Origin of the sequence: Novosphingobium sp. UBA1939, from assembly GCF_002336885.1 — a bacterium.
GTDB lineage: Bacteria > Pseudomonadota > Alphaproteobacteria > Sphingomonadales > Sphingomonadaceae > Novosphingobium.
In genome coordinates, this window is record NZ_DDFB01000109.1 from 11,911 (window position 1) to 24,442 (window position 12,532).

At 66.3% G+C, this 12,532-nt stretch carries 8 protein-coding genes; 6 read left to right on the top strand and 2 right to left on the bottom strand.

The features are described from left to right. The first annotated feature begins 99 nt into the window (after positions 1-99). Entirely contained in the window at positions 100-1,701 is a 1,602-nt protein-coding gene (locus B3547_RS13685; RefSeq protein WP_292964012.1) for a GGDEF domain-containing protein, read from the top strand. Positions 1,702-1,720: 19 nt separating this feature from the next. Here B3547_RS13685 and B3547_RS13690 read toward each other — a convergent pair whose 3' ends face one another. Then, the gene (locus B3547_RS13690) at positions 1,721-2,908 is read right to left on the bottom strand and encodes a serine hydrolase domain-containing protein (RefSeq protein ID WP_292964014.1); all 1,188 of its coding nucleotides are present in this window, start codon (positions 2,906-2,908) and stop codon (positions 1,721-1,723) included. Positions 2,909-3,022: 114 nt separating this feature from the next. Continuing rightward, entirely contained in the window at positions 3,023-3,931 is a 909-nt protein-coding gene (locus B3547_RS13695; protein WP_292964016.1) for a LysR substrate-binding domain-containing protein, read from the bottom strand. Between the two features lie 227 nt (positions 3,932-4,158). On the opposite strand from B3547_RS13695, the gene B3547_RS13700 reads away from it, so the two are divergent. The 5 genes from B3547_RS13700 to B3547_RS13720 all read left to right on the top strand — a co-directional run bounded on the left by B3547_RS13700 (position 4,159) and on the right by B3547_RS13720 (position 12,525). After that, positions 4,159-7,353, top strand: a complete 3,195-nt coding sequence (locus B3547_RS13700; protein ID WP_194920340.1) for an efflux RND transporter permease subunit — start codon at positions 4,159-4,161, stop codon at positions 7,351-7,353. Beyond that, positions 7,346-8,551, top strand: coding sequence for an efflux RND transporter periplasmic adaptor subunit (locus B3547_RS13705; protein ID WP_292964020.1), 1,206 nt, complete (start codon positions 7,346-7,348; stop codon positions 8,549-8,551). Before B3547_RS13700 ends, B3547_RS13705 begins: the two co-directional genes overlap by 8 nt. Continuing rightward, positions 8,551-9,948, top strand: a complete 1,398-nt coding sequence (locus B3547_RS13710) for an efflux transporter outer membrane subunit (RefSeq protein WP_292964021.1) — start codon at positions 8,551-8,553, stop codon at positions 9,946-9,948. Before B3547_RS13705 ends, B3547_RS13710 begins: the two co-directional genes overlap by 1 nt. A gap of 103 nt (positions 9,949-10,051) precedes the next feature. Beyond that, positions 10,052-11,761 (top strand): sulfatase-like hydrolase/transferase, encoded by a 1,710-nt coding sequence (locus B3547_RS13715; protein ID WP_292964022.1) that lies wholly within the window; start codon positions 10,052-10,054, stop codon positions 11,759-11,761. A gap of 71 nt (positions 11,762-11,832) precedes the next feature. After that, complete coding sequence (locus B3547_RS13720; RefSeq protein WP_124808778.1) at positions 11,833-12,525, top strand: Crp/Fnr family transcriptional regulator; 693 nt, start codon at positions 11,833-11,835, stop codon at positions 12,523-12,525. Positions 12,526-12,532 lie beyond the last annotated feature (7 nt).

Below are 12,532 nucleotides of genomic sequence, written 5' to 3' on the forward strand. Positions count from 1 at the left end.
TTGCTGGCGCTTGCCGCAGTGTTCGCCATTGGTTTTGGATCTGCCGTACAGGCCGCGCACTGGCCGTTGCCACACTCCCTTTGCCACGCCGTCAGCGTGATGGCGCAATCGCCCCGTGCCGCGCCGCGTTCTCCCTATTCCTGCAACGGTACGCCAACCGGCTATCAACGCGGAACGCTGTGGCTGCGGGTCGATCTGGACACGATTCCGATCCCGCGAAACGATCTGGTTCTCAGCATCCACAACACCCGGTTCGACGCCTTGTCGGTGGGCTTTGTCTATGCCGATGGCGTAACCGCATGGCAGGGCGTGCACGGCGGCGATTTCGGCACGCACTGGCGCCCCGGCGCGCAGATTGCGTTCGCGGCGCCTGATCGCGAAGCGCCGTTGCGCACGATCGTGCTGCAATTCGACCGCCTGACCAGCTACGATCTGCTGCGGATGCGGCTGGCGACGCAAGGCGATGGTGCGCTGGAAGTGGTGGCGCTGGCCGCCTGTGTGGGCGCCGCGCTGATGCTGCTGTTCATCGCGGCTCTGTACAATATCTCGCTGTCTTTCGCGGTGCGCCGGCAATTCCCGGCCTGGCAGGCCGCGTGGGCGGGTTGCATGGTGATCTGGGGGGCCGTCTGGTCGCAGCTCAACCTGTTCGTGCTGCCCGGCATGGCCGGCAGCTTTTCCGCGCAGCTTTGTACCGGGCTATCGTGCCTCGCGGTGATGCTGGCGACCTTCGGCGCGATCACCGCGCTCGACCGCCGGGAGATACCCGTTGCCCTGCGGATCGCGACGCTGGCGCTGGGCATCGGCATCGGCGCGCTGGGCGTGCCCTTGAGCTTCATGCGCGCGGGGCCGTTGGAATTCTGGGCCTCCGTGCTTGGTATGCTGGTGCTTGCGGATCTGACGGCGATCACGGTCAGCCTGACCATCGCATGGCGGCGCGGCAACGCGCTGGCGCGCGATTTCGCCGCTGCCTGGGCAGTGCCGATGATCACGCTGGGGGTGACGCAGTTCCTGCCGACGGACCGGCTGTTCTGGGGCGGGGGATCGCAGATGCTGGTCCTGCTGGCGGCGACCTGGCAGACGATCTGGGTTTCCGTTTCGGCGACGCGCCGCCTGGGCCGTCTGCGTGTAGAGCGCGATCATGCCTTGCAGGCCGAAGCGATAGCGCACGATCTGGCCCGTCGCGATCCCCTGACCGGCCTCCGCAACCGGCGCGGCTTTACGGAGGCGATCGAACCGATGGTATCGGGTGCGGCCGCCGGTGACAGCCCCTTCGCGCTGCTGCTGATCGACGTCGATCGCTTCAAGGTGGTCAACGATACGCACGGGCACGATGCCGGCGATCAGGTGCTGTGCATCATCGCGCGGCAACTGGAACGGTGGGAGGGCGCGCTGTGCCTGCCGGCCCGCTTCGGGGGCGAGGAGTTCGCCCTGGCAATCAGCGGACTGCATGCGTTCGCCGCGACCCAGTTCGCCGAAAGCCTGCGCGAGGATATTGCCGCGGCCGACTATGGCGCGGTTATCGGCGCGGGGCGCATCACCGTGAGCATCGGCCTCGCCACCGCGACCGAGGATGCGGATTTCCAGATTCTTTACCGGCAGGCAGACCGGTCGCTGTACGAGGCCAAGCGGCGGGGCCGCGATTGCGTGGTTGCCAGCGGTCCGCGGCCGGACGATGGTCTTGCAGTGGACTTGGTAGCCTGACCCCGGCAGACGCTGTGGCTCAGTTCCCTGCGTCGATCCGTGCCTGGATCTGCTTGTAGAAGGCTTCGCGTGCCGCCGGCTCCGGCCCCTTGCTCGCGCGCGTCCAGTCGGCGTTTGACGCGATCACCAGCTTCCGCTTCGGATCGATGAAAATACCCTGCCCGAAAATGCCTTGCGCGGCGACCGAGCCATCATCGTAGGTCCACCACTGGAAGCCATAGCCTTTGCCCGGGTGGCCGATATCCTTCTGCTTGGTTGTCGCCTGCGCGAACCAGTCGGTGGGCACGATCTGCCGGTCGCCCGCCTTGCCGTTGGCCAGCACGAACAGCCCGAACCGCGCGAAATCGCGCGTGGCGGCCTGGAGGCAACAACCGGCGATTTCATGCCCCGTCTTGCCCTTTAGCCATGTCGCCTTGGCTTCCATGCCGGCGGGCTGCCAGACCTTTTCCTGCAGGTACTGCGCCAGCGGCTTCTTCACCGCCGATGAAACCAGCACGCCGATCAGGTTCGTCTCGCCCGTGTTGTAGTGCCACACTTCGCCAGGTGGGTGCGCGCGCGGCAGCTTGCGCATGTAGCTGACGGTGGCGTCGACACCGGGATCGGGCTTCGCGGTGTTGAAACGCGCGACATCCGAATTGGGGTCTTCGTAGTCCTCGTTCCAGCGCACGCCGGAACTCATTGTCAGCAACTGGCGGATGCTGACGTCGTCGTAGGCGGAGCCGCGCAGGTCGGGAATGTACTGGCTGACCTTGTCTTCCAGACTTCGGATCGCGCCGTCCTGAATCGCCGCGCCGACCAGCGTCGAGGTAAACGACTTCGCGACCGAGAAGCTGGTCCATCGCCCTTGCGCGTCGAAACCCAGCCCGTAGCGTTCGAACCGGACCTTGCCATCCTGCAGGATCACGATCCCCGCTTCGCGCTGCTTGGCGAGATAGTCATCGATCCCTGGAATCGTCAGCGGTTTCCCTTCGGGCAGGGCCAGCGGATGCGGCGATGGCGCGATCTCGTTGGCCTGCGCCAGCAACGGCAGGCGGTCCATTGCCCGGAACGCGGCATCGCGCTGGCTTTCGGACCACATCAGCACATCGGCATTGGTCGGCATCGCGGCAAGGATGCCGCGCGTTTCCTTGTCGAGACTGGCGTACCAGCCGCCTCCCGCCGCCAATGCCACGATCGCAATGCCCAGCGCGATGGTTCTCTTGCGCATACCTTCATCCTCCCGTTCGTTGCCCGGCCGGTTCCTCCGTGCCGTTGTGCTGTTCGGCGGTCAGCATAGCCATTCACCTGGTGGACGAAAGGGGTTGATGTGTCGTTCCGGACGTCAGGCTGCGGCGTCCTCAACCGCGTTGGAGCGCTGGACAAGCTCCACGAAATTGCGTGCCGTTGGAGACAGCTGGGCATGATGGACCAACCATAGCCGCGTCTCGAGCGGCGGGGAAAACTGGCGGTAGACCAGATTGTCCACGTGGAGGCGGACCAGCGATTCGGCGAGGATCGTGGCGCCGAAGCCCGCTGCTACCAGGCCGAGCAGGGTGGCCAGCCCGTTCGCTTCGTGCGCCACCCTGGGCTGAACGGCGGCCTGTTCGCACAACCAGAAGAAATGTTCGTTGAACCCTGCTCCGGCCGCCGCGCTGTAAAGCACCAGCGGCTCGTCGCGCAGGTCGGCGATGGTGGGATCGAGATCGCGTGTGGCGAGCGGGTGATCCTTACGCAGGGCCAGCACCATGCTTTCCTCTATCAGGCAGGTCGCGGTCAGATCGGACGAGAGCAAGGGCTTGCCGAACCCGCGGATAATCGCCACCTCGATTTCGTTTTGCGCCAGCGCGTCGAGTTGTTCGTCGCGGCCCAGTTCCTCCAGCTTCAGCTCCACTTCCGGGTGCGCCTGCCGGAAGTGGTACAGCGCCTGCGAGATTTTCGGGACGAACGGCGCGGACGCGGTAAACCCCAGCGCCAGGCGCCCGATTTCCCCCCTCTGCGCGCGCCGGGCGGTGTGCGCGGCATAGTCCGCCTGCTGCAAGGCCAGCCTCGCTTCGGGCGCGAACAGTTCGCCTGCGCGGGTCAGCCGCACGCGCCGGCTGGTCCGGTCGAACAGCCGCACGCCCAGTTCATCCTCCAGCGCGCGGATCTGCTGGCTCAGGGGAGGTTGCGAAATGCCGAGCCGCGCGGCGGCGCGGCCGAAATGCATTTCATCAGCCACGCACAGGAAATAGCGAAGGTGCCTGAGATCCATCAGTTTATGTTGCTCTGCATATCAATCATGCCGTATTATATATTAGACGCAACATGACGGAAAGCGCATGGAGCGGCACCACCGCCGCCACGTTCCAGTTGGCGGTCTCTTGCTGTCGCGGAAGCCTTGGGGTCGGGCTTCGGTCGCAGGCGGCAATCAGGTGCATCCGGGGAGAGGAAGCGTGAACGGACTTTTCCGCGATGTGCGGAGAAGGCGTGGAGTCGTGAATGTTCAATATCGTCAAGATCGCGTTGCACCGTCCCCTGACCTTCATCGTGATGGCGATCCTGATCGCCATCGGTGGCGTGCTGGCGGCGCTGCGCACTCCGGTCGATATCTTTCCGGACATCCGCATCCCGGTGATCGCCGTGGCGTGGCAATATTCCGGCCTGCCGCCCGACGATATGGCGGCGCGCATCATCACCCCTTACGAACGCACGCTGACAACCACCGTCAACGATATCGAGCACATCGAAAGCCAGTCCTTCCAGGGCATTGGCATCGTGAAGATCTATTTCCAGCCGGGCGCGGACATCCGCACGGCGACCGCGCAGGTCACCTCGATCTCGCAATCGGTGCTCAAGCAGATGCCACCGGGAATCACCCCGCCGCTGATCCTGAACTACAACGCTTCCACCGTGCCGATCATCCAGCTTGCCATGTCGGGCAAGGGCTTGTCCGAACAGCAACTGTTCGATCTTGGCCAGAACCAGATCCGCCCGCAGCTGGTGACGGTTCCGGGCCTTGCCATGCCCTATCCTTCGGGCGGCAAGCAGCGCCAGATCCAGATCGACCTCAATCCGCTGGCGCTCCAGTCCAAGGGCCTTTCGGCGCAGGACGTGGGCAACGCGATTGCGGCGCAGAACCAGATCAACCCCGCCGGCTTCGTCAAGATCGGGCCGACGCAGTACAGCGTGCGCCTGAACAACGCGCCGGATTCGGTCGCCGCGCTGAACGACTTGCCGGTCAAGGTGGTCAACGGGGCCACCATCACCATGCGCGATGTGGCCTTCGTGCGCGATGGCAGCGCGCCGCAGCAGAACGTGGTGCATGTCGATGGTCGCCGGTCCGTGCTGCTCACCGTGCTCAAGAACGGCGCGACCTCGACGCTGGCCATCATCGATGGTGTGAAGACCACTTTGCCCAAGATCGCCGCCGGGCTGCCCGATGCCCTGCGCATCGTGCCGGTAGGCGACCAATCGCTGTTCGTGAAGGCGGCGGTCAGCGGGGTGATCCACGAAGGCGCCATCGCGGCGGCGCTGACGTCGCTGATGATCCTGCTGTTCCTTGGCTCGTGGCGGTCCACCGTCATCATCGCGTTGTCGATCCCGCTGGCCATCCTTGCCGCGGTCGCGGCGCTGGCGGCGTTCGGTCAGACGATGAACGTGATGACGCTGGGCGGGCTGGCGCTCGCGGTCGGCATCCTCGTCGACGACGCGACGGTAACGATCGAGAACATCAACTGGCACCTGGAACAGGGCAAGGGCGTGATGGAGGCGATCCTAGACGGCGCCGCCCAGATCGTAACGCCGGCGTTCGTTTCGCTGCTGTGCATCTGTATCGTGTTCGTGCCGATGTTCTTCCTGCCGGGCGTGGCAGGCTTCCTTTTCGTGCCGATGGCGTTGTCGGTGGTCTTCGCCATGATCGCCTCGTTCATCCTGTCGCGCACGCTCGTTCCGACCATGGCCATGTACCTGCTGAAGCCGCATCAGCCGGAGAGCGAGAACCACCACCTTGCCGGCGCGCCGCGATCGCGCAATCCGCTGGTCCGCTTCCAGCGCGGGTTCGAACGGCGCTTCGAGGCAATCCGTGATAGCTATCTCGGCCTGCTGAATCGCGCCCTGGAGGCGAGAAAGCCCTTCATTGTCGGCTTTCTCGCCGTGGTGGTGCTCTCGTTCGGGCTGCTGCCATTCCTGGGCAGCAATTTCTTTCCCAGCGTCGATTCCGGCCAGATCGCGATGCATGTCCGCGTGCCGGTGGGCGCGCGGATCGAGGATACGGCGGCGCGCTTCGACCGGATCGGAACCGCGATCCGCCAGATCATCCCGGCAGACCAGCTGGGATCGCTGACCGACAACATCGGCTTGCCGGTCAGCTCGATCAACACCGTGTACAACAACAGCGGCACAATCGGCCCGCAGGACGGCGATATCCTGATCGCGCTGAAGGAAGGGCACGAGCCGACCGATCGCGTGGTATCGCGCCTGCGCTCCGAACTGGCGCGCCGCTTTCCGGGCACGACCTTCGCCTTCCTGCCCGCCGATATCACCAGCCAGATCCTGAACTTTGGCGCGCCGGCCCCGATCGATGTGCAGATCACGGGCAGGAACGTGCAGGCATCGCGGGTCTATGCCCAGAAGCTGCTGGCGCGGATGAAGCTGATCCCCGGCCTTGCCGATGCGCGTATCCAGCAACCGGCCAATGCGCCGCAGCTCAACGTGGACGTCAGTCGCGCCCGTATCGGGCAATATGGTCTGACGGAGCGCGACGTGACCAACAGTCTCGCCGCTTCGCTGGCCGGAACCTCGCAGACCGCACCGGTGTTCTTCGTGAATCCCGAAAACGGCGTGCAATACCCGGTCGTGGCGCAGGCGCCGGAGTACCTGTTGGATTCCGTCAGCGCCCTTTCGAACGTGCCAGTCTCCGGCGCGGCCGGCAGCGCGATCCAGCCACTCGGGGGCCTGGCCGGTGTTTCGCGCGGGAATACCGTTCCCGTCATTTCGCACTATAACATCCAGCCCGCGCTCGACATCTACGGCACGACCGAAGGACGCGACCTGGGCGCGGTTTCGGGTGACATCCAGGCGGCCATCAAGGCGCTGGAAAAGGAGCAGCCCAAGGGCGTGAACGTGACCATCCGTGGCCAGTTCGCCACGATGAACACGGCGTTTTCGGGCCTGGGCTTCGGCCTGATCGGCGCGGTGGTGCTGATCTACCTGCTGATCGTCGTCAACTTCCAGAGCTGGGTCGATCCCTTCGTCATCATCACCGCGCTGCCGGCGGCGCTGGCCGGGATCGTGTGGATGCTGTTCGGCACCGGCACCACCTTGTCCGTGCCAGCCCTGACCGGCGCGATCATGTGCATGGGCGTCGCCACTGCGAACTCGATCCTTGTCGTCAGCTTCGCGCGTGAGAAACTGGCGGAGTTCGGCGATGCCAGACGGGCCGCGCTGGAAGCCGGTCTCGTCCGCTTCCGCCCGGTGCTGATGACGGCGCTGGCCATGATTATCGGCATGGCGCCGATGGCGCTGGGCCTCGGCGAGGGCGGCGAACAGAATGCCCCGCTCGGCCGCGCCGTGATCGGCGGCCTCGTCTGCGCCACTATCGCCACGCTTTTCTTCGTTCCCGTTGTTTTCAGCTTCGCCCACCGCAAGCGGAAGGTCGAAGCCACGTCCCCGGAGCTGCAACCCAGCCATGCATGACACGACTTCGCATACCGAACAGGAAATCCAGCCTTCCATCTCGTCCGGTCCGGACAGCCGCGGGTTGAAGCGCGCCGGGATGGGCGCTGTGGTGGTGGCGCTGGCCGTGGTGGCCGTGGGCGTGGGCGTGCGCATCCATGCCACGGGCACGCTGCGCCAGACCGCGGCCGAGGCGGCGATCCCCACCGTCAGCGTGGTCGTGCCCAAGGCCGATGCCGATGGCGCGCCGCTGGTGCTGCCAGGCAACGTGCAGGCGTTCAACAGCGCGGCGATCTATGCGCGGACCAACGGCTATGTGCGGCAATGGCTGGCGGACATCGGCGATCGCGTGCGCGCGGGGCAGGTGCTGGCCGTGCTCGATGCGCCCGAAGTCGATCAGCAGTTCGCCGCCGCCCGCGCCGATTACCAGACGGCGCTGGCCAACCAGCGACTGGCCGCCACCACGTCCGCGCGCTGGCACGCGATGCTGGCGCAGGATGCCGTTTCACGGCAGTCGGCTGACGAGAAGGCCGGCGATCTTGCCGCGCGCACGGCGGTATCGAACGCGGCGTTGGCCAATGTGAAGCGCTTGCAGGCGCTGCAGGGCTTCACCCGGCTTTCGGCGCCGTTCGCCGGCACTGTCACCAGCCGATCGGCCCAGGTGGGCGCGCTGGTGGTGGCGGGCAACGCCTCCTCGCAGCCGTTGTTCACGGTGTCGGACACGCACCGGATGCGCATCTATGTGAAAGTGCCGCAGAACTATTCCGCCGATATCGCGCCCGGCATGGCGGCGGATCTGAGCCTGCCGGAATATCCCGGCCGCACGTTCCATGCGGTGCTGACGCGCAGCGCCGGTGCCGTGGACGCGCAGTCCGGGTCCGTGCTGGTGGAATTGCAGGCCGACAACCCCGATGGCGCCCTGAAGCCGGGCGCCTTCGCACAAGTCAGCTTCAAGGTCGGCGGTGGTGGAGGCAACGCGGTGTCGGTGCCGGGCAGCGCGATTCTCTACAGTAACAAGGGGCCGAGCGTGGTTGTCGTGGGGCAGGACAACCGCGTGACCGTCCGTCCGGTGACAATCGCGCGGGACGAAGGCGCCACGGTGCTGCTCTCGTCCGGCGTCGCGAGGGGGGAACGCCTGGTCGATACCCCGCCCGATGCGATCCAGACCGGCGACCGTGTGCACGTGCAGGCTTCCGAAAGCGGAAAGGCCGGCAAGTAATGCGCGCGGGCAAGGTGGCTTACGCCGCGCTGCTGCCGGCATTGCTGGCGGGCTGTTCGATGACGCCCGCCTACCATCCGCCCAGCGTGGCGGTCCCGGATGCCTTCAAGGAAGTGAAGGGGTGGGCGGCGGCAACGCCGATGGACGGCGCGGCGCGCGGGACATGGTGGAAGGGTTTCAACGACCCGGTGCTCGACGATCTGGAAGACCGCGCCGAAAAGGCCAGCCCGACGCTCGCCGCCGCGCTCGCCCGCTACGATCAGGCGCAGGCGGTGGTCAAAGGCGAGCGGGCCTCGCTGGTGCCAGAGATTGATGCCAGCGGCAGCTTCGCGCGAACACGCGTGTCCGCCGACCGCCCGCTGTCCAATGGCAGCGCGCAAACCTACAACAACGCCATTGTCGGTGGCGGGTTGAGCTACGAAGTGGACCTGTGGGGCCGTATCCGCGCCTCGGTTTCCGCCGCGCGCGCGGAAGCGCAGGCGAGCGACGAGGACGTCGTCTCGGCCCGGCTCAGCCTCCAGACCTCGGTGGCGGACGCTTATGCCCGGTTGCGCGGGCTGGATGCCGAAGCCGAACTGCTGCGGCAGACGGTGGCGGCGTTCGAGCGGGCCTATGACCTGACGCGGACACGCCATGATGGCGGCATTGCCTCGGGCATCGACGTCAGCCGCGCCCTGACCGTGCTGGGCAATGCGCGTGCGCAAATAGCCGCCGTGGCCAGCCAGCGGGCGGCGACCGAGCACGAGATCGCCGCGCTGGTGGGGGCGGTCGCCTCGGACTTTTCCATTGCGCCACGCGCGCAGCCCTTGCTGCCGCTGGCGCTGGCCACCGGGGTTCCCTCCGAGCTGCTCCAGCGCCGGCCCGACATCGCGGCGGCGGAGCGGCGCATGGCTGCCGCCAATTCGCGGATCGGCGTGGCGCGGGCCGCGTTCTTCCCCACGGTTACGCTTGGCCTTTCCGGCGGTTTCCAGACCACGGACGGTTCGTTGCTGATCGCGCCCAACACGTTCTGGGGGCTGGGGCCGATCGCGGCCGCGCTGGCGGTGTTCGACGGCGGCCGCCGCGCGGCCAAGGTGCGGCTGACCCGGGCGCAGTATACCGAACAGGCCGAAAAGTACCGCCAGACCGTGCTCATGGCGTTTCGCCAGACCGAGGACGCGCTTGCGGCCGGGCGGCTGCTCGGCCAGCAGGTGGTGGACCAGAAGACGGCGGCCGATGCGGCGGTGCGCAGCAGCACGCTGGCGCTGGCGAGCTACCGGGATGGCGGCGCGGACTATCTGGAAGTGGTGACGGCGCAGACGCAGGCGCTGGATGCCCAGCGTGCGCTGCTCAACGTGGAAACGCAGCAGATGCGCGCCAGCGTCGCGCTCGTGAACGCGCTCGGCGGCGCGTATTGATGGATTTGCCGGGCGGCGTTCAAATGTAACCTTCGTGACAATCCGGATCTCTCGGTCTGCTATGGTGTGGATGGGAGATCACGGAAAGCAGGCGGAGGTTCTGATGGGCAGGAAGCGGACCGGCAGGTTCTGGCGGTGCGCCGCCATTGCGCTGGCAGTGGCCACGGGCGGCCATGCCGCATGGGCGCAAAGCGTGCCGGTGGGCGGCGGAGTCGTGCAGGGACCGGGCACGCCCGGCCCGATCAAGCGCGGCAAGGCGCCCGGCTATGACTTCCAGGACCAGTACATCGGGATTCCCGGCAAATCCGTTGCCGACAACATGGAACCGATGATCGATCATCCGGACCAGACCGCGGAAGCCGGAAAGAAGCTGGCCGATCTCCAGCGCAAGACCGGAAAGAAGCCCAACATCATCGTGTTCCTGATGGATGACGTGGGCTGGATGGACTTCGGCTTCAACGGCGGCGGCGTGACGCTGGGCGCGCCGACGCCCGATGTCGACAAGGTGGCGGCGCAAGGGCTGGTGCTAACCTCCGCCTATTCGCAGCCAAGCTGCTCGCCCTCGCGCGCGACGATTCTCACCGGGCAATTGCCGATCCATCATGGCCTGCTGCGGCCGCCGATGTATGGCGAGGCCGGCGGGTTGAACGGCAAGCCGACGATCGCCTCGATGCTCTCGGCACAGGGCTATATCACCCAGGCCATCGGCAAGTGGCACGTGGGTGAAAACGAAGGGTCGCAGCCGCAGAATGCCGGTTTCGACGATTTCCGTGGCTTCCTTTCGGTGTCCGACATGTACACCGAATGGCGTGATCCCAATTTCAATCCGGAAGTGGCGCTCAGCCCCACGCGCAGCCGGCTGATCGAGGAAGCGCCGTTCAACAAGTACGACGTTCACGCCGCGAAGGGCGGCAAGATCGAGAACGTGGGCCTTATCACGGTGGACTACAGCCGCGATCTCGACCAGCGCTGGGCCAATTACGCCGTCGATTTCCTCAAGCGGCAGAAGGGCGCAAGCAAGCCGTTCTTCCTCTACTACGGCACGCGCGGCTGCCATTTCGACAACTATCCGAACGCTTTCTACGCCGGCCGTTCGCCCGCGCGAAACGACTACACCGACTGCCTCGTCGAAATGAACGACATCTTCGCGCGGCTCTACAAGACGCTGGAAGAGACGGGCGAGATCGACAACACGATGATCGTGTTCACGTCGGACAACGGGCCGGAACAGGAAATCGATCCCCACGGCCGCACGCCGTTCCGGGGTGGCAAGGGATCGACCTGGGAAGGCGGAGTCCGCGTGCCGACCTTCGTGTACTGGAAGGGCATGATCGGGCCGCGCAAGTCCGACGGCCTGTTCGATTTCGCGGACATCCTGCCCACCAGCCTGAGCCTTGCCGGCGTGAAGGGGGCCGCGATCGGCGAGAAGATGGGGGCGGGCAACTATCTCGACGGGGTTGACCAGACCTCGTTCCTGCTCGCCGACAACGGCGCCTCGAACCGGCGCAGCATCCTGTATTTCTGGAACACCCAGTTCGCCGCGGTGCGAATGGACGAGTTCAAGTTCACCATGCTGACGCAGGACCCCTATGCGATGACGCCCAACGGCAACCACGGCGGGTTTACCGGCACGGTCAGCCAGACGGCGGGCGGCACCATGTTCAACCTCTACGCCAATCCGCAGGAGGATAATTCGGTGGCGATCCGGCACTTGCCGATCGCCATTCCGGTCGGCGCGGAAATCGCGCGCTACCAGCAGGTACTGCGCAAGTACCCGCCCAAGGTGCAGATCGGTTTCACCACCGGGAAGTAGGCGGGACGGGGAGCGATCGCCGTTGCCTGGGGCGATGACAGGCGTACCCTGACGTCTTAGGCTGCGCGGCCATGGGCGAAGACGATTTTGCGATGGCGGCCGCCGCGCTCGACCGGTGCGGCTGGCTCGATGGACATGGCGGCGACCTGCGCCGCCGCCTGCTGGCCCACGGCACGTTGCGGGTGCTGCCTGCGGGCCGTTGGGCCTATGCCGAAGGGGATGACGACAGCGGCATTCTCGTTGTCGTGCGCGGCGCGTTGCAGATCTATGCGCAGGCGCCGGGGGACCGGGACGTGCTGATCGGCCAGATCGGCCACGGCAATGCCATCGGTCAGACGGCGCGCTTCGGCGGCGGCCCCCGGCTGGTCACCGCGATCAGCACGGCGGCCAGTCTGGTTCTCCAGGTGACCGACGCCGCACTGGCGGCCATCGCGCGCGACGAACCCCTGATCTGGCAGGCCATCGCCAGCCTCAACTATGCGCAACTGCGGATGATGGTGCAATTGCTGGCCGAAACCACCGCCTTGCCACCCCGGCAGCGGCTGGCGGCGCGGCTGGCGCGCTTCGCCTCCGACGCGCGCACGGGGGCGGAGCTGCCTCTCAGCCAGCAGGCGCTGGGCGAGATGGTCGGCCTCAGCCGGAAGACCGTGAACGCTTGCCTTGCCGATCTGGAGCATCGCGGGCTGGTGCGCCGCCGGTACGGCGCGATCGAGGTTCCCGATGCGGCGGCGCTGCAGGCGCACGCCTTTGCCATGGAAGCCTAGGTACGCC